This is a genomic window from Povalibacter sp. (genome assembly GCF_036735925.1).
GTDB lineage: Bacteria > Pseudomonadota > Gammaproteobacteria > Steroidobacterales > Steroidobacteraceae > Steroidobacter.
The window spans coordinates 1-23,946 of the sequence record NZ_DAINNK010000076.1 but is presented as its reverse complement, the minus strand read 5'-3'; the positions used below and the strand labels follow the sequence as shown (position 1 = coordinate 23,946).

Genomic DNA, 23,946 nt, shown 5'->3' with positions numbered 1-23,946 from the left:
CTGTAGGTCAGGCTTCAGCCTGACTCTGATAAAGAGGCCGGCTGAAGCCGGCCCCACAGGGAAGAGGTTCAGAAGCTGTACGTGAAGCTGCCCTGCACGAACCGCCCCGACGCCCCGTTCGGCGCAATGAACGAGTACGGATTGATGCCGCTCGCCCGGTTGTGGGTCACGTACTTGTCGGGATAGTCGTTCAGCACGTTCTGCACCAGCAGGTCGACGCGCCAGGCGCTGTCGCTCTGGTAGCTGAAACCCAGGTCCAGATACGTCTCCGGCGAGAAGCGCTGATCGACATTGCCGTTGGCCGCGGCAACGCCGGCAACGTCGCCGACGTTGTACCAGTACTCGCTGTAGCGGGTGACCGTCGCGTCCGCCGCCCACGAGCCGATGGTGTAACGACCATTGACGATGAACTTGTTCTGCGGCGTGCCGCGCTCGGCATCGCGCACCTTCGCGCCGCGGATCGAGACGACCTGTGCGCCGCCGACCGTCACTTCGCGATTCACGTTGTCGACCTCGGTATCGAGGAAACTCGCCGCCGCCGTGAGCTGCAGATCGCTGCCGTCGAAGCGGAACTGCTTGCGCGCCACGACATCGACGCCGTTGGTCTTCTGGTCCCAGGCATTCAGGTAGTAGGACGCCTGCGTGTAGCCGGCGAGTCCAGCGGCGTTGAATGCTGCGGTGACCGTCGGACCCTGCAGCGTCTCCGACACCTGGATCACGTCCTTGATGTTGAGGCTGTAGGCATCGATCGTGATCGAGCTGGTGCTGTCGGGCCGGATGACGGCGCCGAGCGAATACGTCGTCGACTCTTCGGGATCGAGCGGCTTCGCGCCGAACGCCGCCGCCGTCGGGTCGGCCGTGCGGAACAGGCGCGTGCGTCCAGGGACGAGCACGGCCGTGCCGCTGTTGCTCCAGTTGCTGGTGTAGCCGCTCGACTGGTTGCCGAGCTGCGCCAGGCTCGGCGCATGGAAGCCGGTGCTCACCGTGCCGCGCAAGGCGAACGCGGGCACGAACTCATAGCGCGCCGTCAGACGATAGTTGCTGGTGCCGCCGAAGTCGGAGTAGTCCTCGTAACGCGCGGTGAGACCGACGTCGAATTTATCGGTCACGGCCGAATCGAAGCCGACGTAGCCGCCGTAGACGTCGCGCGTCACCGAGCCTGCGTCTTCTGCGCGGATGCCGGCGGTCGACGAACCCGTCGAGGGAATGCGCGAGGTGTCGGTCGCGAAATTCACGCCCGGAAACTGCGAAGCGTATTGCTGGTAGATGCCGCCCGGACCGTAGAGCGATGCGACCGTGGCACCGGCGAGCGGACCGCCGTCGTAGCCGATCGGATCACCGAGATCGGCCGTGCCCCAGTACTCGTGACGGAACAGACCGCCGGCGGACAGCACCAGCGATTCGAGCGCGCCCGACGGCAGATCGCGCGTGTAGTCGGACGTCACCGACGTCGTGCGGCTCTTCCAGGAGCCGAGTTCGAAATCGGTCGGGCTGTCGGGGCCGTAGCTCGGATTGATGGTGCTGTAGACGTGGCGTCCCGTTTCGTTCTGTCCGAACGATACCGCCGTGTCGAGCTTGCCGAAGGCGTCGGCCTGGTAGGTCAGACCGGCGACGGCGGCGACGTCCTCGGCGGTGTAAGTCAGGTACGGCTGATAGATATCCGGATACACACCGAGCACGGCGGTTTCGGAGATGCGCGTGCCGTCGGCCACCGTCGGATTGGTGGTGATCGCCTTCACGACGCGTTCGGGATTGACGTAGTTGAGGCCTTCCTTGTGCGCATAGTTGGCCCAGCCATAGGCATTCACGCTGTCGCTGATTTCATAGCCGGCGTTGACGAGGGCGCTGAAGTGTTCGCGCGCCTGTTGGCCCCACTGGCCGTACTTCTTGTCGAAGGTCTCGTTGCGCGGATCGCCGTTCGGGAAGAGCTGGCGCCAGTCTTCCTCGCTGCGATCGACGTTGTCGTTCTTGAGATAGTCCGCGCTGATGTCGACGAAGCCGCGGTCGCCGAGCGCCAGGCCGCTCCAGCCATTGATCGAACGCGTGAAGCCGCCGCCGTCGGTATAGCCGCCGACATTCGCGACGACATCGCCGCCGGACGAACTGTCCTTGAGCACGATGTTGACGACGCCCGCAATGGCGTCCGAGCCGTACTGCGCAGCCGCGCCATCGCGCAGCACTTCGACGCGTTCGACGGCGCTCACCGGAATCACGTTGAGGTCGACGACCTGCGCCGCCGGCCACGGATCGGTGCCGGAGAGCTGCGCCGACACGTTGCGACGCTTGCCGTTCACCAGAATCAGCGTGTACGCCGGACCGACGCCGCGCAGCGAAGCAGCGCGCACGCCCTGCCCTTTCACAGCGTTCTGGCCCTGCGGAAAGTTGAACGACGGATGCAGCTTCGACAACGCCTGGTTCAGCGTGACCGCGCCGGTTTCCTTGAGCTGCGCCGGCGTGATGACATCGACGGGCGCGGTGCTGGTGAGCGCCGTCGTGTCCTGACGCGCCGTGCCGAGCACGACGATGGTATCGAGCACGCCTTCGCCCGCTGCGGCAGCCGCCGCGGTGTTCGCATCCTGCGCGTGAATGACGGGCGCGGTGGCGCCGAGCAGAGAAGCAATGACGATCGAAAGCGGACGCATGTGGATTCCCGTGAGTTGATTGCTGCTCCGAGTGTCGCGATCGCGGCGCGCCGGAGCGGTCGGCCAGTTACTGGTCGTTGCCAGTGCGATGTGCCGGGAATCTAGGGACGCGGTTGCGCGGCAACCAATGCCGAGTCGTTATCTGCTGTGCACGCGCGATTGTGTGATCGGTTTGTGACCGGGGCGGTGACGAAAGTGCGGTGGGCGTTACTCGGCGAGAGCGGTTCGCTGACCGCTCTGTGACCGCGTGGTTTGGCGGGAGATGACGAGGGAGGTGCTGAAACGCGGTGAGTTGCGCAAATCTGCGCAACGCTGGCGGTGGAGCTGCGGAAATCTGCGCAGCTCTTCTGTGGGTCAGGCTTCAGCCTGACATCCGGAAGCCGGCTGAAGCCGGCCCCACAGCAGGAACGAAGATCCCTCTGCTCTTCCTGTAGGTCAGGCTTCAGCCTGACATTCCCCCAGGCCGGCTGAAGCCGGCCCCACAGCAGGAACGAAGACCTCTCTGCTCTTCCTGTAGGTCAGGCTTCAGCCTGACATTCCCCAGGCCGGCTGAAGCCGGCCCCACAGCAAGAACGAAGATCCCTCTGCTCTTCCTGTGGGTCAGGCTTCAGCCTGACATTCCCCAGGCCGGCTGTGACCGAAGGAAATCCCCACGGGAAAGCCGGCGCCACAGGAGGACATTTCCAGGCGAACGACGAGAAATTCATCACCCGCGGGCGACGCCCCGCAAACAAACTCTCCCCTCACTCGCCGCCATCGTCACGGAAGACCGATGCCCTACGACGCCCTGCTGAAAGGCCGAATCTCACTCACTGGTCACTACTACATCGCAACGACCGTCACTGCCGATCGTCATCCCCTGTTCGATTCCTTCGCTCATGGCCGGATGGCGATCAACGCAATGCGCACACAGGACCTGGCCGGTCATACGCAGACACTGGCCTGCGTCGTCATGCCCGATCATGTTCATTGGCTGGTGCAGTTGACGAAGCTGACGCTGTCGGAGGTCGTCCGTCGCTTCAAGGGATGCGTGGCGATCGAGGTGAATCGGCTGCGAGGCAGGAGCGGTCCGGTGTGGCAGCGCGGCTTCCACGATCACGCCGTGCGATCGGATGAATCGCTGGAGCGGATCGCGAGATACATCATCGAGAATCCGGTGCGCGCGGGACTGGTGGCGGGGATCGGCGAGTATTCGCTATGGCATTCGATGTGGGATCTCTGACGGCGGCGGCTCCGCTGTAGGTCAGGCTTCAGCCTGACATCTCCCAGGCCGGCTGTGACCGAAGGAAATCCCCATGGGAAAGCCGGCCCCACAGCAAGAAGGAAGATCTATCTGCTCTTCCTGTAGGTCAGGCTTCAGCCTGACACTCCCCAAGGCCGGCTGAAGCCGGCCCCACAGTGAGAGTCAAAGAGAGAAGCGCCAGCTCAGCCAGCCGCCCACGCCTGTTCCAGTCGCTTGCGCTGGTCGGCGGTCAGCAGTTCGCCGCGGCCGGCGAGCTGATTGTCGCGCAGGTGCGCAAGTCTGGTGGTGCCGGGGATCGTGGCCGTCACCGCGGGATGCGAGACGACGTACTTGAGCATCACCTGCGCCCAGCTCGTCGCGCCGATCTCCGTGGCCCAGCCCGGCAGCGGCTTGCCGGCAAGCTGCGAGAGCACATTGCCGCGGCGGCCGCCGAGCGGCACGTTGATCAGCACGGCGACGCCCTTCTCCTGCGCGAGCGGCAGAATCTCTTCCGCTGCGCCGTGGTTGTCGATCGAGTAGTCGACCTGAATGAAATCCAGCGGCAACGTCTTCAGCGCATTGATCATCTGCGGATACTGATCGTCGGTGGACGTGGTGCAGCCGATGTAGCGCACCTTGCCTTCCTGCTTCCATTCCTTCAGGCGCGGAAACAGTTCATCGATGCCGTGGAAGTTGTGGATCTGCAGCAGATCGAGCTTCTTCACCTGCAGTCGCGCGAAGGCTTCTTCGATCTCGGCATTGCCGGGCTTGACGTCGCCGCGGATCGGCGTCTTGGTGGCGATGAACAACTGGTCGCGGTTGCCAAGTTCCTTCACCAGGTTGCCGATCACGACTTCCGATTCGCCGTAGCCGCGCGCCGTGTCGACGACTTTCGCGCCGAGCTTCGGAAAGTTCTCCAGGACTTCCTTGCGGGCCGCGATGTCTTCCGGCGACGTCACGCTGTACGCATTCGTGCCGAGACCGATGACGGGCAGCTTCTCGCCGGTCTTGGGAATCGCCTTGGTGATGAGCGGCAGGTCGGCGGCGAAAGACGGTCCGCCGAGCGCGATGCCGATGCCGGCAGCCAGACCGCTCTTCATCAGGGTGCGTCGCGTGAAACCAGGAAACGTCGCGGACATGTCGTTCTCTCCCGTGGCTGGCCGAAATCAGACGCGGCACTTTGCCAGAACCCTACGACGGCGCAATTCTGTGCCGGTAACAGCGCGAATCACGCCGGATTTCTGACGGGAACCTGACATTCCTGCGCACGTCTTCCATGCATCAACCGGTACAGCGCGGGCAGCACGAGCAAGGTCAGCGCCGTCGACGACACGATGCCACCGATGACGACAGTAGCCAGCGGTCGCTGCACCTCCGAACCGGTGCCGACATTCAGCGCCATCGGCACGAAGCCGAGGCTTGCCACCAGCGCAGTCATCAGCACGGGACGCAGGCGCGTCAACGCGCCGGTGCGGATGGCTTCATCGAGCACGGTGCCCTGCAGTCGCAGTTCGCGAATGAACGACAGCATCACGACGCCGTTCAGCACCGCGATGCCCGACAGCGCGATGAAGCCCACGCCGGCGGAGATCGACAGCGGCATGCCCCGCACCAGCAGTGCGAGCACGCCGCCCGTCAGCGCCAGCGGCACGCCGCTGAACACGACCAGCGTGTCGCGTCCCGACGAGAACACCGCGTACAGCAGGCCGAACACCAGCAGCAGCGTCAACGGCACGACGATGGCAAGTCGTTGCGAGGCCGATTCGAGCTGTTCGAACGTGCCGCCGTAGTCGAGCCAGTAACCCGCCGGCAATTGCACCGACGATCCGATCCGCTCGCGCGCCTCGGCGACGAACGATCCCAGATCGCGGTCGCGCACATTGCTGGTGACCACGACGCGCCGCTTGCCGTTCTCGCGGCTGATCTGGTTGGGCCCGAGGGTCACTTCGATGCTGGCGAGTTCGCCGAGCGGTACGAATTCGGGCGCATCGGCGCTGCCGAACTGATCGGCATCGCCGCGCACTTCCCGGGTGGCCGCGCCCAGCTTCACCGGCAGGCGCGCGAGCATCGCCGGATCGGTACGCAGCTCGTCGCCGAGCCGCACGAGAATGCCGAAGCGACGGTCGCCTTCGAACATCACGCCGGCATGATCGCCGCCGAGTGCGGAATGAACGACGTCCTGCACGTCCGCGACCGACAGGCCATAGCGCGCCAGACGCTCGCGATCCGGGTTGATGGACAGCAGCGGCAGGCCGGTCACCTGCTCGGTCTTCACATCCGCCGCGCCATCGACCTGCGACAGCACGCGCTCGATGCGCTCGCCGAGCTGCGCCAGCACCTCCAGATCGTCGCCATACACTTTCACGGCGACGTCGGAGCGCACGCCGGAGATGAGTTCGTTGAAGCGCATCTGGATGGGCTGCGTGAATTCGTAGTTGCTGCCGGGAATCTCGGTGGCTGCGGCTTCGAGATCGGCCACGAGCTGCGCGCGCGGCTTGTCCGGATCGGGCCATTGCGCGCGCGGCTTCAGGATCACGAACGTGTCGGAGACCGACGGCGGCATCGGATCGTTCGCCACTTCCGCGGTGCCGATCTTGCCGAAGACGTGCGACACCTCCGGTAATTGCGTCAATCGGGCCTCGAGCGCTTTCTGCATGGCCACCGCCTGCGTCAGGCTGGTGCCGGGAATGCGCATGGCATGCAGGGCGATGTCGCCTTCGTCGAGACTGGGAATGAATTCTCGCCCCATGCGCGTCGCCGCGAAGCCCGACAGCACCACGAGCACGACCGCCGCCGCGACGACGATCACGCGCCATTGCAATGCCCGCGCGAGCAGCGGTTCGTAGGCGGAACGGATCGCCTGCATGATCCGGTTCTCCTCGTGCGCGACGCTGCCCCGCACGAAGATCGCCACCGCCGCGGGCACGAACGTCAGCGACAGCACCACCGCAGCAGCCAGCGCGATCACCACCGTGAACGCCATCGGATGGAACATTTTTCCTTCGATGCCGGTAAGCGTGAAGATCGGCAGGTACACCACGAGGATGATGGTCACGCCGAAGACGCTGGGCCGCACGACTTCGCCCGTCGCGCGGCGCACGATGTCGAGCCGTTCCGGCAACGACAGCAGGCGCTGCAGCCGCTTCTGTTCCATGCCGAGATGACGCAGGCAGTTCTCGACGATGATCACGGCGCCATCGACGATGAGCCCGAAGTCGAGTGCGCCGAGGCTCATGAGATTGCCCGACACGCGCGAGCCCACCATGCCGGTGATGGTGGCGAGCATGGCGATCGGAATCACCGCCGCCGTGATCAGCGCCGCGCGGATGTTGCCGAGCAGCGCGAACAGGATGGCGATGACCAGCAGCGCGCCTTCGGCGAGATTCTTCGTGACCGTGCGGATGGTGGCATCGACCAGCGTGGTGCGGTCGTAGATCGCGGTGGCCTGCACGCCCTGCGGCAACGAGGGCGCAATGTCCGCCAGCTTCGCGGCGGCGGCGGAGGCGACCGCGCGGCTGTTCTCGCCCACCAGCATGAACACCGTGCCGAGCACGACTTCCTCGCCGTCCTGGGTCGCCGCGCCCGCGCGCAGTTCGCTGCCGACCTTTACTTCGGCCACCTGCGCGAGACGGATGGCGATGCCCTGGCGCTGCGCGACCACCACCTCGCGCAGTTCTTCGATGGTGGTGACCTGTCCCGGCGAGCGGATCAGGTACTGCGAACCGCTGCGTTCGATGTAGCCGGCGCCGACGTTTTCGTTGTTGCTGGCGACTGCGTCGAGCAGGTCGCGGAACGTCAGGTCGTAGGCCATCAGGCGCGCGGGATCGGGTTCGATCACGTAGGCCTTCTCGAAGCCGCCGATGGTGTTGACCTCGACCGCGCCGGGCACCTGCCGCAATTGCGGACGGATGATCCAGTCCTGCACGGTGCGCAGGTCGGTCGGCGTGTGCGCGCTGCCGGGTTCCGCCGTCACCGTGTACATGAAGATCTCGCCCAGGCCGGTGGCGATGGGCCCGAGCGTGGGTTCGATGCCGCGCGGCAGTTGCGAGCGCACCTCGTTCACGCGCTCGGCCACGAGCTGGCGCGCGAAATAGATGTCGGTGCCGTCGCGGAACACCGCCGTCACCTGCGACAGTCCGTAGCGCGACAGCGAGCGCGTGTACTCCAGCGCCGGAATGCCGGCGAGCGCATTCTCGATGGCGAAGGTCACGCGCTGTTCCGCTTCGAGCGGCGAGTAGCCGGGCGCCTCGGTGTTGATCTGCACCTGCACATTGGTGATGTCGGGCACGGCGTCGATCGGCAGCCGCTGGAAGTTCGCGATGCCGAGCAGGACCACGAGCAGCGCCGCGGTGAGCATGACCCAGCGCTGGCGCAGGGAGAAGTCGACGATTCGAGTGAGCATGCAAGTAACCTTTCTTCTGCAGGTCAGGCTTCAGCCTGACTCCGGAACAGGCCGGCTGAAGCCGGCCCCACAGGAAGAGAAGATGTCAGGCTGAAGCCTGACCTACAGGAAGAGGCGGACCTCGTCTCAGTGATCATGCGACGCTCCCGCCTTCTCGATGTCCGCCTTGATCAGATAGCTGTTGGCGGTGACGTAGCGCGCGCCGGGCTCGAGGCCAGCGGTCACTTCCACGTGCGTCGCATCCGAGCGGCCCAGTTCCAGCCGGCGCGCCTCGTAGCTGTCGCCGACGTTGGCGAAGACCACGTCGGCATCGCGGAAGCGCTGCAACGCCGCGCGTTCGACTGCGAGATCGACCTTCCTTTCCGCCACCGTCACGCGACCGGTGACGAACTGGCCGGGGCGCAGTTGTCCGGCGGCATTGTCGATGACGACGCGTGCGCGCACGCTCTGGCTGCCATGCACGGCGAGCGGCGCAATCCGCGAGATGTGCCCGGTCGCAACCTGCCTGCCGTCGAGGTCGAGCAGTTCGACGCGCTGCCCTTCCTCGATGCGGCTCAGTTCGCGCTGGAACACATCGAGTTCGGCCCAGACGCGCGAGATGTCGACGATGGTGAACAGCGCCGTATCGCCGGTGGCTTCGCCGACCTGCGCCTGCTGTTCGACGATGGTGCCGCCGATCGGCGCGGTGACCGGATAGTTCAGCAGGCTCTCGTTGCTCTGTACCTGCGCGAGCAGTGCGCCGCGCGCGACCGTGCTGAAAGGCTGCACGCCGATCTCGCGCACCACGCCCGGATAGCGAGCACGCACGCGCGAGATGCGCGATGGGTCGGCCTGAACTGCGCCGGTCAGCAGCAGCTGTTCCTTGAGTAGCGCCGGTCCCGCCTCCTGCGTGACGATGCCCATCGCCGCGGCGGTCGCCACCGCAATGGTGGTTCGATCCTCGGGCCCCTCTTCATGGGTGTGCTCATCGTGTTCATGCTCGTGCCCGTTCTCGTGGGCATGTTCGTCCGCCGCATGATCCGAACCGCAGCCGGACAACAGCAATGCAAGCAGCGCAATCGGGAACAGGGACTTCATGGGGATTCTCCATCGACGACCATCGTCATCGGCTGGCCGGTGAGACGTTCGAGTTCGATCAACTGGGTGTGGAATTCAGTGGCGGCACGGATGGCGTCGAGTTCGATCTCGAGCAGCTGCCGCTGCGCGTCGGCCAGCTCCAGGAAGGAAAAACGGCCGGCGCGGTAGCCGGCTTCGGTGGTGCGCAGCATGTCCAGCGCCTGCGGACGGATGCGTTGCTGCAATGCCTGCGCCTCCGTACGTGCATGCACCAGCTCCTGGTAGATGCCGAACAGCGTGGCGTGCAGTTCCAGCCGTCGCGCTTCGCGGGTCAGGGCCAGCGACTCGCGCTCGGCCTGCGCCGCGCGGATCTCGCCCTGCGCGCGTCGCCTACTGCTCAATGGCATCGAGAACCCGGCCACGAAGGCGGCATCGTCGAAGGCTTCGAGACGCCGCACGCCGAAGCTGAGATTCAGGTTGGGACGCTGCTGCGATTGCGCGAGTCGCGTGCGCGCCTCGGCGACGCGGTCGTGCGAGGCGAAGGCCAGCAGATCGGGATTGGTCTGCAGTCGCTGCGCGAAGGCATCGAAGGGTTCGACTTCCTTCAGCGCAAAGAGCTGGCCTTCCGCTGCGCCGAACTGCGGCGACTCTTCGCGCCACTGCGTCGACAGCGCGACCCGCGACGCCAGCAGCTCATGCTCGGCATGTTCGACATCGATGCGCGTGCGCGCCAGCGCGATCTCGGCGCGGCTGAACTGCACCGGCGAGGCTGCACCCGCCTCGACGCGCGAACGTGCGGAAGCGCTCGCCGCCTCCGCCAGCAACTCCGCGCGCTGCATCGCTTGCAGTTTTTCCTGATCCGCCAGCACGTGCACGAAGCGCTTCGCCACTTCCGCCAGCACGTCCGCCTGCCGCGAGCGCTGTTCGGCCGTGAGTCGTTCGACTTCGAACTCGCCCAGTTCGCGCCGCGCCTGCGCCTTGCCGCCGAGTTCGATCAGGCGCGAGAGCTGCAGCGTCGTTTCGAGCGCATCGATGCCCGACAGCTCGCCGCTGCCGGCAAAGTTCTCGAGTTGCAGATCCAGGGACAGCGGCGGCGCCAGCGCCTGCACCGCAGCCTGTTCGCGCGCGGCCGTCGCCTGCGGCTGGAAAGCAGCCAGCTCCGGATTGCGCGCGGTGACGAGTCCGATCGCCTCGCGCAATGAGATGGCATTCGAATCGGCCGCGACGCCGGCGACTGCCCAGCACGCGAGCACGCACGCGCCGGCGGCGCGTGTCAGCAGAATCTTCATGTGAAACCTCCAGGCACGGGCATCGCGTGCCCGCGCATCGATCAATCCGAAGACGATTGCAGGAGGTTTACAGCGGCGGGCCGCGCAATGGCGGCTTCAGGAGGAAAAGGGACCGCAGCGGCACGAACGCCGTTGCAAGGCGCGGGAGGTCACTGCTCCGAGGCGGCAGCAACAGCAGCAGCATCGCGAGCAGCAGCACGGGCATCAGGACATCGCTGGGATCGGCCTGCTTTTTCAGCAGCACGACGTCGAAGACGTTCACATCGCGGTCTGCGTGGCCCGTGCCGGTGTGATGTTCATCGTTGTGCACCGAGCCGTCGCCCAGGTGCACGGCCGATGCCGGTTCTTCGCCGTCCAGGCACAGATGCAGATGCACGTCCGCCAGTCGCGTTGCGACGAACGCGATCAGGATCAGCCAGAGCCAGCGGCGATGTACCCGGTGCATGGATCGAGTATGGCAAAGGCCGGATGGCGAGTGGAAGTGCGATCTGCTCTCCCCTGTAGGTCAGGCTTGTAGGTCAGGCTTGTAGGTCAGGCTTGTAGGTCAGGCTTGTAGGTCAGGCTTTAGCCTGACTCCTTTAATAAGAAGGCCGGCTGAAGCCGGCCCCACAGAAGCCGGCCCCACAGGAAGAATAAGTAAGAACAGGAAGACGCTCACGCCACCCGCTCTGCCGCCTCCACCCGCTCCACGCTCATCGGCGTATGGAACATGCGCCCGCGGCGCTCGCGCCAGAGTTCGACGATGCCGTGCAGGGCGTCGAGTCCGTCGGTCAGGGCCGCGGGGCCCGGCTGCAGGATCGAGCTCGAACGGATCTCGTGGATCTCGCCGTCGCGCACGGCCGGAATCGCCTGCCAGCCGTTGCGACGTTCGATCGCATCGCGACGGAACGGCTTGCCGTTCCATGAGGCGATGATGATGTCGGGCGCGCGACTCACGACGTCGTCATGATCCGCGACGACGCGTTCTTCGGTGCGCCGATGGCGCGCGAGTTCGGCGAAGCAGTTCGTGCCGCCGGCGATCGAGATCAGTTCGGATACCCACTGGCTCGCGCTGATCGCGGGTTCATCCCATTCCTCGAAGTAGATGCCCGGCCGGGAGTCCTGCGCCGCGCGACTGCGGATCGACTCGACACGCCATTCGAGCGTGCTGGCGTAATGTGCTGCGGCCGCTTCCCTGCCGACCATGGCGCCGACGATGCGGATCATGTCGAGGATGCCGCGCACCGACTGCTGATTGAACAGGTGTACGGCGACGCCGTGCTGCGAGAGTGCCGCCAGCGTCGCGCCGTGCGTCTCGCCGCAACCCAGCACGAGATCGGGCTGCAGCGCGCCGATGCGATCGATGTGCGAAACACCGTGGATCGAAACGCGCGGCTTTTTGTGCTGCGACTCCGGCAACCGGTCGACCGTGCCGGCGAAACCCGCGATACGCCGGTCTTCGCCCAGCAGACACAGGGTCTCCGCAGTCTCCGTACTCAGACAGACGATGCGTGAAGGATAGGTGTCCATGTGTTCAACCCGATCAGGCGTTCGAAACGGGAGCCAGGTGATGACAGACCCGCATTGCGCACGCGAAGTTCAACTACCCGCGATTAATGCGACAGTGCCGGCGATTCATCGATAAAGACGAATGAAGCACTCGATCTGCGACAGCCGACCGGAAAAAACTTCAATGCCTGGAGCCATTCCGATCAGGCGATGCGTGACGACGGGACATATGAAAGCATCGATGCTGGTGAGCGGGGCAGCATCGACCGGCGATTGACTGGATTTGACCGCCCCTTGACCGAATCGGACACGCTGCACGCATGAATCCCGTCGCAAAGGCACTTGGGCACATCGAAAGTCATCAAGTCCGTTTTGTTCTTCCCCCTCCTCCGCGCAGCGGGGAGGGTAGGGAGGGGTCTTCTCTGATCGGTGGGGTCGCGATGCCGTGAGCGGCGTGTTGAATGCAGCTACGGAGAAGACAGAGAGCGAAAGGAATGGGCCGATCGCTTAAGTCAGTCCCATTGGGCTGTGACCTCATGGGGAAGCCTGACTCAGATAAAGAGGCCGGCTAAAGCCGGCCCCACAGGAAGAGGTCCCCACCCTGACCCTCCCCCCTGCGCGGAGGAGGGGATCAGACAGAGCGAAGCCGTCAGGATCGACGCTGCAGCTCCGCGGCCACGGCATCGAACAGCGACTGCATTCCGAACGACACGTCCTGGATGCGGCCGTTGACGAAGAAGGCCGGCGTGGAATGCACGCCGCTGTCGCGGCCGCTTTGCTGATGCTCGCGGACGCGCTGGCGATACACCTCGTCGTCCATCTCCGCGGTGTAGCGTGCCATGTCGAGCTGCAGACGCTCGGCGTAGCCCTGCAGCTGCGGCAGCCTGAAGTGCGGCTGATGCTCGAACAGCAGATCGTGCATTTCCCAGAACCTGTTCTGCTCGCCGGCCACCTCCGCGGCTTCCGCCGCGTGCAGCGCATGCGGATGCGCCTCCTCGATCGGAAAGTGCCGGAACACGATGCGCACTTTTTCCGGGTAACGTTCCAGCAGCAGCTTCACGGCGGGCGCCGCCTGCTTGCAGGTCGGGGATTCGAAATCGCCGTCCTCCACGACGGTCCCCGGCGCATGCGCGGGACCGATCTGGTGATCGACGGGAGTGACGGGTGCGGTCAGGTGGGGCTTGTTCATGAGGGGCATGCTACGCGGATGAGACGGTTCCTGCATTCACTGCAGGCGAGTGAGCAGATCTTGTCAGGCTCCGGGTTCGATCGGCACCGGCCGGCGGTGCGCGGCCAGGCAGCAAAGCACGCTCAGGATGACGAAGACCAGCGCCGCCGTCTCCAGCAACGTCGGCAGGCGTCGTTCCCAGAGCAGTCCATAGATCAGCGCGAACACCGTCTCGAACAGGATCATCTGGCCGACGAGCGTCAGCGGCAGCAACCGGCTCATGCGGTTCCACAAAGCATTGCCGACGATGGAAGCGAGCACGGCGATGCCGAGTACGACGGCGCCGAATCGCGCCCATGCGTCGATGGCGTGATGCGTCGTATCGATGGCGAGCGCCAGAGGGATCAGCAGCACGCTCTGTGCGCCGGCGGCCACGCCGATGAGCAGATTCCAGTCGTGCGCCGAAACGTGTTGCAGCCGTGCCAGGCAACGCGCATTGCCGACGGTGAAGGCCGTCCATGACGCCAGCGCGCCGATGGCGCAGAGCAATCCGATCCGCTGGTCGCGAGTCGATCCCGCGGCCGGCCCGACCAGCGCCTGCCAGCCGATGCACACGGTGACGGGCGGCATCAGCTTCGTGCTGATCATCGTCGCGCTGGATCGGGTGAAGGCGGATACGGCGATTGTGATCCCGTAAGGAATCGATCGCCTCTTCCTGTGGGGCCGGCTTCAGCCGGCCGCGACAATCGATCGCACCCACATCCACAAGAAAAAAGTGGCAGCACGTTGAGAGATCGTGCCGACCGCAGCGGCTCAGGCCGGCTGAAGCCGGCCCCACAGGAAGAGCGGGCTCAACGCGCCAGCGCCTTCATCACATTCGCAGGATCGTTCTGTATTGCGCGCAGCAGCGCCTTCGCTGGGCCGGTCGGTTCACGACGGCCCTGTTCCCAGTTGCGCAGCGTTCCTACATCGACTCCGAGGATCAGGGCGAACTTCGGTTGACTGAGATGAGTCAAGGCGCGAACGGCGCGTACGGACACCGCATCGACACGAGTCTGCCGCGAGGGCATCCGCTTGCCCCGGGCAATCTCGTTGTGCTGTTCCATGCTTTCCACCAGACGCTCGAACAACTGCTTCTTCATCACTGCCAATCCTCATTCAACCTGAGAAGGATCGCTTTTTCCTTCGGCGTCAGGTCATCCTTTATTCCCTTCTTGTAGATCAGAATCATCCGGATCTGATCCTCGGCGAGGACGTGGTAATAGATCACGCGCACGCCACCGCTCTTGCCTCTACCGCCCGACGCCCAGCGGACTTTACGAAGACCGCCGGTGCCTACGATCAGATCACCCGCAAACGGATACCGGACCAGATGCCGCTGCAGGGCGGCGCCCCAATCCCCGTCGGTATGTCAATGACGTACGTACGTCAATGACATACCAAAGCGGTCCGTCAATGGGCACTGCTCGGGCGCCTATCGGACCAATGCCCGCATCTTCTCCGCATGCTCCCTGACGATCTCCATCGTCGACACATCCGTATCGAACACGCAATACAGTCCCTGCGCCTCCTGCGGCGGATCGCCGACGAAGGCATCGCCCGGCTTCCACATGAAGTCGGCGTTGGTCGTGCGCCCGGCGCCGCCCCAGGCCCAGAAGTTCGAGCCGGCGACCGGGGCGCCGGCGGCGGCGCGCTGGTAGAGCACGTCGAAGATGGCGCGATAGTAGCGATCGCGATAACGGGTCGATGCGTCGGGACTGAAAGCGCCGCCATCGCGGTTCATGCCGAACTCCTCCAGCACGATGGGCTTGCCCAGCTGCTGCGCGGCATCGATGTGCCAGTTCAGGTAGTCGTTCGCCTTGCCCCAGGCATCGTCATAGGTCTCGGCGGGTCGCTGCGGATCGAACCAGCTCCAGTTCGGCGCCCATAGGTGATACGTGAGGTAGTCGATGTGCGCACTCTTGTGCGACTCGACGTACAGCGCCTTGTCGCCGGCGGCGCCCATCCAGCCTTCGTTGCCGGTGCTGACGAGTTGCTGCGGCGCCAGCGACTCGATGTAGGCGGCGGTTTCGTCAATCCATCGACTGAAGACCTGTGCATTGGCTGCACCGCTGGCATCGCTGCCGGGGCGCGGCTCGTTGGCGAGTTGCCACGACATGATGGTCGGATCTTCGCTGTACAGCCTGCCGGTGACGGTGTTGCGACGCGTGATCAGCACCTTGATGGCATCGCGAAACGCGGCCTGTGCGGCTTCGATCGCGTAGAAGCCCGCGGAGTTGTCCATGAAGCCGTCCCAGTCGCCGGTCACGTCCGGATCGAGCACGGGCCGGCCGGTGAACCAGGCGACGTACTGCGACATGCCGCCGGACCATTGCCAGAAGTTGTTGAGATACACGACCGCCTTCATGTCGCGCTTGCCCATTTCGGCGAGGAAGAAATCCAGGCCGGCGAGCAGTTCCTCGTCGTAGTGACCCGGCGAGGTGGTGATCGCCGGACGCACGGCGCGCTTCAGTTCGCTGGCTTCCGACAGGCCGAGCACGCGGATGTTGGTGACGCCATGCGCCTTGAGCTGATCGAGCTCGCGGGTCAGTCGCTCGCGATCGCCGGTGGCGCCGGCCGAACCGAGATACGCGCCGTACCAGATGTTGGTGCCGACGAAGTAATAGGGTTTGCCGCGCAACCGGAACTGCGTGCCTTCGATGCTGACGAAGTCGGTCGCAGCCTGCGACGACCCTGCCGGAGCTTCCGGCGCTGATTTCTGGCAGGCACTGCACAGCAGGGCGGCGACGAGCAGGACGAGGCGGAAGTGGAACATGAGCCCTCCGATCTTTGTCGTGTGAGCAACGGACGCAACGGTCGCGTCATGGATGCTACCAACAGTGCACGATGCTTGACGGCCAGCCGCCGCGAGACCTAGTCTCCCGATCAACGCCGCGCCCGTCGCGGCGTTTTCATTGATGAAAGCCGCACAGCCCACCCGGGCTGCCTGCGGCTTTTTTGTTTCTGCCATTCGACACAGGAGCCTCCCATGCTTGCATCTTCAAGCCTCCAGACCATCGTGTGGACTTCGCGCCTGCCCGATGCCGAACATTTCTACACTCACCTCGGCCTCTTCGGAAGTCAGGCTAAAGCCTGACCTACAGCGGAGCTGCACCGCTCTGACTGTGGGGCCGGCTTCAGCCGGCCTCTTCGGAAGTCAGGCTGAAGCCTGACCTGCAGCGGAGTGCGCGTCAGGAGGTTTCGCCTTCGCGGATTCTCGCCGCGCGCGTGCTGCGCACGCGCTCACTCATCGGCCGGTCGGGCGCCGGACCGGTGGACTGCCGGAAAGTCAGCGACGATTCCATGATCTGTCCGGAACGTTCGTCCGGTTCGCCACGCAGCATCTTCAGCAGCAACTCGGCCGCGTGCGCCGACATGGCCGGCACCGGTTGCTTGATCGTCGTGAGTGCCGGCCACACCTGGCTGGCCAGCGGCGCGTCGTCGAAGCCGGCCACGGACAGATCTTCGGGAACGGCGAGCCCCATGCCGTGCGCCACCGACAATACGCCCGCAGCCATCTCGTCGTTGCTGGCGAAGATCGCCGTCGGGCGCCGGTCCGCAGGCAGGTTGAGCAGCTTGCGTCCGGCTTCGACACCCGAAGCAAACGAGTTGTAACCCTGCACGATGAGTTTCTTGTCGAGCGCCAGTCCACTGGCCTTCAAGCCATCGCGATAGCCGCTGTAACGATCCGCCACCGCGGCGTGATCGGGATTGCCGATGATGAAGCCGATGCGACGATGTCCCAGCAGCGCGAGCTGCTCCGTCATGCGCGCGCTGCTGTCGCGATCGTTCGTGTAGACGCTGTGCAGATCGTTCTCGTGCTCGGCCGGCGCGATGCGCACGAAGGGCACGGAATGTTCCTTGAGTGCCGCGAGGATCACGCCGATGTCCGACAGCGGCGGCGTGACGATCACGCCATCGGCACGCGACTGGCGCACGTTGCGCATGACGTCGTCGACGAGTCCCGGCGACTGGTAATCGCAGGGATGCAGCACCACCTGGTAACGCGCGGCGCGACAGGTTTCGAGCACGCCCGCCAGCACGCCGGTGGCGTAGTACGCACAGGAATTGTCGTAGAGCACGCCGATCAGGTACGAGCGCTTGCCGCCCATGCCGCGCGCCGACGGGTTCGGGTGATAGTCGAGCTTCCTGATGACGCGCAGCACGCGCTCGCGCGTTTCGGGCTGCACAGTTTTGACGTTGTTGATGACGCGCGAGACGGTCTTGATCGACACGCGCGCCTGCGCAGCAACATCCCGGATCGTGGCAGTGGCCATGCTGAGTCTTGCCTGGGTCGTTCTCGCTAGGCGTTCCCGCCGCCGGGGACGGTCGCTGCGATTTTGTGCGGAGATTCTACGACCGGGGGCCTCTGGCCGGCCGGAATTTTCATGCGCGCCGATCCGGCGCCGGTCCGGTCGACTGACGCAGGATCAGCGACGACGCCACCGGATCGAGCGCCACCGGCGCCGACTCCGGCTGCAGCTGGGCAACGAGCAGCGTGGCGGCCTGACGGGCCAGTCCGTAGAGAGGCAGGCTGATGGTGCTGAGCCGCGGCCAGACCTGGCTCGCCAGCGGTTCATCGCCGCAGCCGGCAATCGACAGCTGCGTCGGTACGGCGATGCCCTTCTCGTGCGCGACATGCAGCGCACCCGCGGCCATCCGGTCGCTGCTGCAGAAGATCGCCGTCGGGCGCAGCGCACGGGGCAGCCGCAGCAGTCTGCGCGCCGCCGCGATGCCGGCTTCGAACGAACCGTCGCCCGCGACGACCCAGCGGTCATCGCACGGCAAGCCGGCAGCGCGCAATCCATCGCAATAGCCTTCATGGCGCTGCGCCGTTCCGGAATGCCGCGGATCGCCCGCCACGAAGCCAATGCGGCGATGGCCGAGCAGCGCCAGCTGCCGGGTCATGGCGCAGGCGGATTCGCGGTCATTGGCAAAGACGCTGCGTGCGGGATCGGAGCGACTGGCCGGCGCCATGCGCACGAACGGAATGCCGTCCTCGGTCAATGCATCGATGACTGCATGTGCATCGGACAGCGGCGGCGTCAGGATCACGCCATCGACCCGGACGCTGCTCACGAACCGGCGGATGTCTTCGCCGAGCGAGGGCGAGCGCGAATCGCAGGCATGACTCACGACCTGGTAGTTCGCCGCGCGGAACCGCGCCAGCGCACCGCCCTGCACTTCCGTCACGTAACTCGCATACGGATTGTCGAAGGGCAGCCCGACCAGCAACGAGCGATGGCCCGCCAGCCGGCGCGCATTGGAACTCGGGCTGTAGCCCAGGCGCCGGATCACGCTCATCACGTGATCGCGCGTCGCCTGGGTCACGCGATCGGAGTTGTTGATGACGCGCGAGACGGTCTTGATGGAAACGCGCGCTTCCGCCGCCACGGTGCCGATCGCCGGTCGCGCGCTCACGATGCTATTCCGTCGCCACCGGCAGATCGTCGCCGAGCGTGTCCTTGTCGGCGTAGGTCAGGCCGAAGCCATAGGCGAACAGCGGCGCGTAGTCGGCGTCGTTGCGGTTGACCGCCGTCTGCTCGATCGAACGCGGCCAGGAGAACGACAGCTTGCCGCGGAAATCCCCGTTCACGCCGCCCTGCGCATCGCGGAACAGCACATCGGCGACGCCGCCGCCTTCCGTGCCCGGCAGCCAGGCCGCGACGAACGCATCGGACGCGTTGAGTTCCGGATTCACCCACAGCGGCCGTCCCGACAGCAGCACCGACACCACCGGAATGCCTTCGCTCTTCAGCTTGCGCAACAGCGCCTCTTCGCTGCCGCGGTAGTCGACGGTCTTCACGTTGCCGTGCCACTCGGCATACGGCTCCTCGCCGAACACGACGATGGCGACGTCGGGCTTGTCGCGGTAGCTGCCGTCGACGCTCAGCACGGCCTGCGGCGCCATCGACTTGATGCCGGCGAAGAGGGACGTCGCGCCGGGAAAATCCTTGTTGGTGTTGCCGTCGCCCTGCCAGGAGATCGTCCAGCCGCCCGACTGCTGGGCGATGTTGTCCGCGCCAGCGCCGGCCACCAGCACCTTGAGGTCGCGACGCAGCGGCAGCACGCCGTTGCGGTTCTTGAGCAGGACCAGCGATTCGCTGACGGCCTGACGCGCGATCGCGCGATGCTCGGCGGCGCCGAGCAGTTCGGTCTTGTTGGCGAGCGGACGCGATGACGGCCGGCCTTTTTCGAACAGGCCGGCGCGCAGTTTCACTCGCAGGATGCGCGCGACCGCATCGTCGATGCGCGCTTGCGGAATGTCGCCGGACTGCACCTGGACCACGGTGTTGGCGATGAAGTTCTTCCAGTCCTTCGGCACCATGATCATGTCGACGCCGGCATTGATGGCCTGCGCGCATTTGTCTTTCGAACAGCCCTGCACTTCGTCGATGCCGTCCCAGTCGCTGATCACGAAGCCGTCGAAGCCGAGCCTGTCCTTGAGCACGTCGGTGAGCAGGTACTTGTGGCCGTGCAGTTTCAGCCCCTGCCAGCTGTTGTAGGAGGCCATGACGGTCTGCACGCCGGCTTCGAGCGCAGTGAGGTAGCCCTGCGCGTGGATGTCCAGCAGCGCCTGTTCGCTCGCGGTGTTGTCGCCGCGATCGATGCCCTGATCGGTGCCGCCGTCGCCGATGTAGTGCTTGGCGGTGGCGATGACATGCCGGCTGTCGAGGAACTCCGCCGAACCCGGCGCGCCCTGGATGCCGCGCACCATCGGCCCCGCATAGGCGCGCACGATTTCCGGATCTTCCGAGAATCCTTCATAGGTGCGGCCCCAGCGATCGTCGCGCACGACGGCGACCGTGGGCGCGAACGTCCAGTCGATGCCCGTGACTGCCACTTCGACGGCTGCGGCGGCACCGATGCGCTCCATCAGCACGGGATCGTTGGCGGCGCCGAGGCCGATGTTGTGCGGGAACAGCGTCGCGCCGATCACGTTGTTGTGGCCGTGCACGGCGTCGGTGCCCCAGAGGATGGGAATGGCGGGCGCGCCGCCGCTCGTATCCATCGAGGCGTCATAGAAGCGATCGGCGAGTGCCACCCAGTCGCTGACCTTCGAGTATTTCTTCTCGCCCGGGAAGGCGCCGCCGCCATTGAGGATGGAGCCGAGCCGGTACTTGCGCACGTCTTCGGGCGTCACGTCGCGGATGTCGGGCTGCACCATCTGCCCGATCTTCTGTTCCAGCGTCAGTTGCGAAAGCAACGCGGCGATCTTCGCTTCGAGCTGCGGGTCTTTCGCGATGGGCGCGGCGACCTGCGGCCATTGGACGGTGGCTGCTGGCGGCGCGTCGGCCGGAGCGGGGGGCGGTTCCCGGCTGCAGCCGGGCAGTAGCACTGCGGCGAACAGCAGGGTCGCCAGAGAGTGCAGTACGTTCATGAGTCGGCGGTGGTCGATCATGGCATTCCAGATTGGATGAAGCGTCCCTTCCTCCGCGCAGCGGGGGAAGGACAGGATGGGGGCATGGCATGCACCAGCATACGCTCCCCCCTATGAGAGCCCCCCACCCCAACCCTCCCCCGCTTCGCGGAGGAGGGGGCAGGAACGAGCAGGAGGAAAAATAGCAGACTGCGGCAGGGCCGCCGGCACGCGAGGGGGATGGAAATCGCGTACCGGCGACCGAGCCACAGCCTTACTTTCTAGAACCCGACGCGGATCCGCGCGCCGTACGTGCGCGGCGGATTGAACACGAACTCCTGCGTGCCGCCGTCGATGGTGGCCTGCGTGCCGTGTGCTTCGTCGGTGGCGTTGTTCACGAACGCTTCGACGCGCACGTTGCCCTCGCCGGTGGTGTAACCGATGCCGAGGTCGACGTGGAAGTAGCCATCGACTTCGTCATACAGCCGCAGCATGTCGGCACCGAAGGCGGTCGCGATGCCGTTGGCATCGACGGCCGTTACTTCCTTCGCGCCATCCTCGCCCGCGCCGCCGTTGAACGCCGTCAGGTAGTACGAGCTCTTGTAGGTGCCGGAGACCGTCCAGTCCATCGAGCCGGCGCCCACCGCGAACTCCTGACCGAGGCGCAGGTTCAGCGACCACGGCGGCGTGCGCGGCAGTTCGTTGCCGGCCAGATCGACCTGCAGCGTGCCGCCCGCCGGACTGTTGCGACGGCCGTCGTTCACGACCGAACCGCTCTGATACTCGGTGTCCTGCCACAGCAGCGTGCCGGCGACGTTGAAGCCGGCGCCGAAGTTGTAGGAGGCATCGAGCTGCACGCCCATGTTGCGCGCTTCGCCGATGTTCTGGTTCAGCGTGATGGTCGAGCACGGCGTGCTGGGATTGTCGTCCTCGCAGCCGATGTCGTTGCTGGGATCGTTGTCCAGCAGCTGGATGCCGACGAGCGTGCTGAACACCTGGTCGGTGTACTTCAGGTAGTACGCCGACGCATTGAGGATCAGCAGATTGCCGCCGACCATCAGCGTGTTCTTGGAACCGATTTCGTACATGGTGTTCTTCTCGGGTCCGACCGGCGGCGTATACAGGTTCTCGCCGGGGCCGGTGTCGAGATCGACGGTGTCGTTGAAGCTCGGCGCCTTGTTGCCGGTGGCGACCAGGAAATAGAGCATGTTGTCGTCGGTCAGGTCGTACTGCGCGCGGAAGCGCCAGTCGATGTACGAGTCGGAGTTCTCGCCCGACTGCACCGTCGCACTGCCCCACGCCAGGCCAAGGCCGGGATAGTTCGCGCACGTGCCCTGGAACTGGCTCGTCTGCACGCAATCGCCGGCGAGGAATTCATCGAGCGTGTCGTTGACGCCGTACGCCGCGACGCCGCCCTGGAACAGCAGCACGATGTCGTTGAGCGTGTTCGGTACGCCGTCGCCGTCCGCGTCCGGACTCTTCACGGTGCGGCCGAGGCCGGTCATGCGGAAACCCGGCGTGCCGGTGCGCATCGCGACGCCGTTGGTGTTGAGGCCGGCGATGAAATTGAAGCCGTCGCGTTCCTTGCTCTCGTCCGAATAGCGCGCGCCGGCGGTGAGGCTCAGCTTGTCGGTCGGCTTGAACGTGAGGTCGAGATAGGCGGAGTCCGATTCGCCGACGACGCGGCCCTGGTTGAACTCGAGATACGGCAGGTCCGTCGCATAGTCGAGCGGAATGCCGAGGAACACCTGCTGGTCTTCCTTGAACTTGTAGAAGCCCACGGCCCAGGTGAAGCGATCGGCGGTGTCGGGCGAGGTGAAGCGCAGTTCGTGCGTGCGGGTTTCTGAAGTCGCGTCCCAGATCAGCGCGCCGTATGCGCCGTAGTAGCGTTCCTGCACCCAGTCGTCGGCCAGCGGACCGTCCGGATCGACGATGCCGCTGCGATCCGCGACCACGTACTCATCGCCATCGAAATCGTAGTTGCGGCCGCTGTTCGACAGGCTGTTGGTGTAGTGCAGATCGCGATAGCCGCCGATGTACTGGATGTTGAACCAGTCGGTCTTGTACTTCGCGTTCAGCGCGATGCCCCAGTTGTCGGTGTCCTGCACCGGCGTGAAGCCGGTCTGGTTCACGCGGCGCGGATCGTCGTAGCGATCCCAGTTGTGGCCGGCGTACGAGGAATTGAAGAAGTCGACGCCGCGCGAGCCGGTGCCCTGCTGGTTCAGGTAGTCGCCGGTGAGCAGCACCGAGAGCTTCTCGGTCGGTTCGAGCAGGAAGTGGGCGCGCGCACCGAAGTCGTCCTGCGATTCCCAGCCCAGCAGGTTGTTCAGCGGGCCGGTGTTCTTGACGTACGGATCGTGCTGGGCGGAGTACACGGCGACGCGCGCCGCGGCGATGTCGCCCATCGGCACGTTGATGGCGCCGCGCAGTTCGGTCTGTTCGTAGTTGCCGGCCATCGCCTCGGCATAGCCTTCGAACACGCCCATCTTCGGCTTCACCGACACGATGTTCATGCTGCCGCCCAATGCGTTGCGGCCGCGCACCGTGCCCTGCGGGCCGACGTTCACTTCGACGCGTTCGAGATCGAAGAACGCGACGCCGAGACCGCGCGGACGCGGCACGTATACGTCGTCGAGATGCGTCGCGATCGCCGGATCGCCGAGTTCGGTGTTGGCATTGCTGCCGATGCCGCGCACGTAGATTTCGGTGTTGCCTTCGTAGTTGGTGATTTCCAGGCCCGGCATCAGCGACGGCAGATCGAGCAGGTCGGTCGCGCCGACGGCATTGAGCTCGTCCTGCGACACCACGATGGCCGTACCGGCGTAGCTCTGCAGCGACTGCTCGACACGCTCGACCGTGACCACGATTTCTTCGAGCACGCCGTCGGTACGTTCGGCGGCACCGGCAGTGGCGGCAGCCAGCGTCGTCGATACGGCGAGCGTCAGCGCTGCGGAAAGTCCGCCCTGCGTACGACGGACGAGTGAATCCCTTGATGACCTCATTGCACAGCCCCCTGTAACTGTCAGCTTGTAGTTTCACGGCAACGCGGCGCCACCGCGTCGTCTGGCGCAAGGGATACTGCGGCGGGACAACGTTGTCAACACATCGCTCTTCGTGATCGATAGGAAAGCCATTTGGATCTATGAAACTCGGCGTGACAACGTTGGTACCGTGATTTCCATGCGAGGACTATCGCCCGCGGCGGCGTGGAAATCCTGCGCAGGATGCGCGCCGTTTCGCTGTCTCGTCGGCGCACCCTCCTTCGCATGGCGGGGAGGGT

At 65.2% G+C, this 23,946-nt stretch carries 16 protein-coding genes and 1 pseudogene; 1 reads left to right on the top strand and 16 read right to left on the bottom strand.

Annotated elements, in window-relative coordinates; translation table 11 throughout:
* Positions 1–68: 68 nt before the first annotated feature.
* On the bottom strand, positions 69–2,642 hold the full coding sequence (locus tag V7D81_RS18790; protein WP_324319125.1) for a TonB-dependent receptor plug domain-containing protein: 2,574 nt from the start codon (positions 2,640–2,642) through the stop codon (positions 69–71).
* 772 nt (positions 2,643–3,414) lie between these two features.
* Between V7D81_RS18790 and V7D81_RS18785 the strand changes: the two genes are divergently transcribed.
* Complete coding sequence (locus V7D81_RS18785; protein WP_324319123.1) at positions 3,415–3,864, top strand: REP-associated tyrosine transposase; 450 nt, start codon at positions 3,415–3,417, stop codon at positions 3,862–3,864.
* Positions 3,865–4,067: 203 nt separating this feature from the next.
* Here the strand turns inward: V7D81_RS18785 and V7D81_RS18780 are convergent, their stop codons facing one another.
* The 15 genes and pseudogenes from V7D81_RS18780 to V7D81_RS18710 form a co-directional block, all read right to left on the bottom strand.
* A complete protein-coding gene (locus tag V7D81_RS18780; protein WP_324319121.1) occupies positions 4,068–5,003 on the bottom strand; it encodes an aldo/keto reductase in 936 nt (311 codons plus the stop codon).
* Positions 5,004–5,092: 89 nt separating this feature from the next.
* The gene (locus V7D81_RS18775; protein WP_324319119.1) at positions 5,093–8,266 is read right to left on the bottom strand and encodes an efflux RND transporter permease subunit; all 3,174 of its coding nucleotides are present in this window, start codon (positions 8,264–8,266) and stop codon (positions 5,093–5,095) included.
* A 126-nt stretch (positions 8,267–8,392) separates the two neighbouring features.
* Positions 8,393–9,343: an efflux RND transporter periplasmic adaptor subunit gene (locus tag V7D81_RS18770; protein ID WP_324319117.1), complete on the bottom strand. Its 951-nt coding sequence runs from the start codon at positions 9,341–9,343 to the stop codon at positions 8,393–8,395.
* The gene (locus V7D81_RS18765) at positions 9,340–10,611 is read right to left on the bottom strand and encodes a TolC family protein (RefSeq protein ID WP_324319115.1); all 1,272 of its coding nucleotides are present in this window, start codon (positions 10,609–10,611) and stop codon (positions 9,340–9,342) included. The genes V7D81_RS18770 and V7D81_RS18765 overlap by 4 nt, the downstream gene beginning before the upstream one ends.
* 67 nt (positions 10,612–10,678) lie before the next feature.
* Complete coding sequence (locus V7D81_RS18760; protein WP_324319114.1) at positions 10,679–11,056, bottom strand: hypothetical protein; 378 nt, start codon at positions 11,054–11,056, stop codon at positions 10,679–10,681.
* Positions 11,057–11,265: 209 nt separating this feature from the next.
* Entirely contained in the window at positions 11,266–12,120 is an 855-nt protein-coding gene (locus V7D81_RS18755; protein WP_324319112.1) for an ABC transporter substrate-binding protein, read from the bottom strand.
* 628 nt (positions 12,121–12,748) lie between these two features.
* Positions 12,749–13,288, bottom strand: a complete 540-nt coding sequence (locus V7D81_RS18750; protein WP_324319110.1) for a DsbA family protein — start codon at positions 13,286–13,288, stop codon at positions 12,749–12,751.
* A 63-nt stretch (positions 13,289–13,351) separates the two neighbouring features.
* On the bottom strand, positions 13,352–13,915 hold the full coding sequence (locus V7D81_RS18745; protein WP_324319109.1) for a DMT family transporter: 564 nt from the start codon (positions 13,913–13,915) through the stop codon (positions 13,352–13,354).
* A 203-nt stretch (positions 13,916–14,118) separates the two neighbouring features.
* Positions 14,119–14,409 carry a NadS family protein gene (gene nadS / locus V7D81_RS18740; protein WP_324319107.1) on the bottom strand — a complete coding sequence of 97 codons (291 nt, stop codon included), beginning with the start codon at positions 14,407–14,409 and terminating at the stop codon, positions 14,119–14,121.
* Positions 14,409–14,651 (bottom strand): annotated as a pseudogene (locus V7D81_RS23315) (type II toxin-antitoxin system RelE/ParE family toxin); the annotation flags it as partial. The gene nadS and the pseudogene V7D81_RS23315, both read right to left, overlap by 1 nt.
* A 90-nt stretch (positions 14,652–14,741) precedes the next feature.
* Positions 14,742–16,082: a glycoside hydrolase 5 family protein gene (locus V7D81_RS18730; RefSeq protein ID WP_324319103.1), complete on the bottom strand. Its 1,341-nt coding sequence runs from the start codon at positions 16,080–16,082 to the stop codon at positions 14,742–14,744.
* A gap of 415 nt (positions 16,083–16,497) precedes the next feature.
* Positions 16,498–17,583 (bottom strand): LacI family DNA-binding transcriptional regulator, encoded by a 1,086-nt coding sequence (locus V7D81_RS18725; protein WP_324319101.1) that lies wholly within the window; start codon positions 17,581–17,583, stop codon positions 16,498–16,500.
* 109 nt (positions 17,584–17,692) lie between these two features.
* Entirely contained in the window at positions 17,693–18,727 is a 1,035-nt protein-coding gene (locus tag V7D81_RS18720; RefSeq protein ID WP_324319099.1) for a LacI family DNA-binding transcriptional regulator, read from the bottom strand.
* 4 nt (positions 18,728–18,731) lie between these two features.
* Positions 18,732–20,687, bottom strand: a complete 1,956-nt coding sequence (locus V7D81_RS18715) for a glycoside hydrolase family 3 protein (protein WP_324319097.1) — start codon at positions 20,685–20,687, stop codon at positions 18,732–18,734.
* Positions 20,688–20,947: 260 nt separating this feature from the next.
* Entirely contained in the window at positions 20,948–23,668 is a 2,721-nt protein-coding gene (locus tag V7D81_RS18710; protein ID WP_324319095.1) for a TonB-dependent receptor, read from the bottom strand.
* Positions 23,669–23,946: the final 278 nt, after the last annotated feature.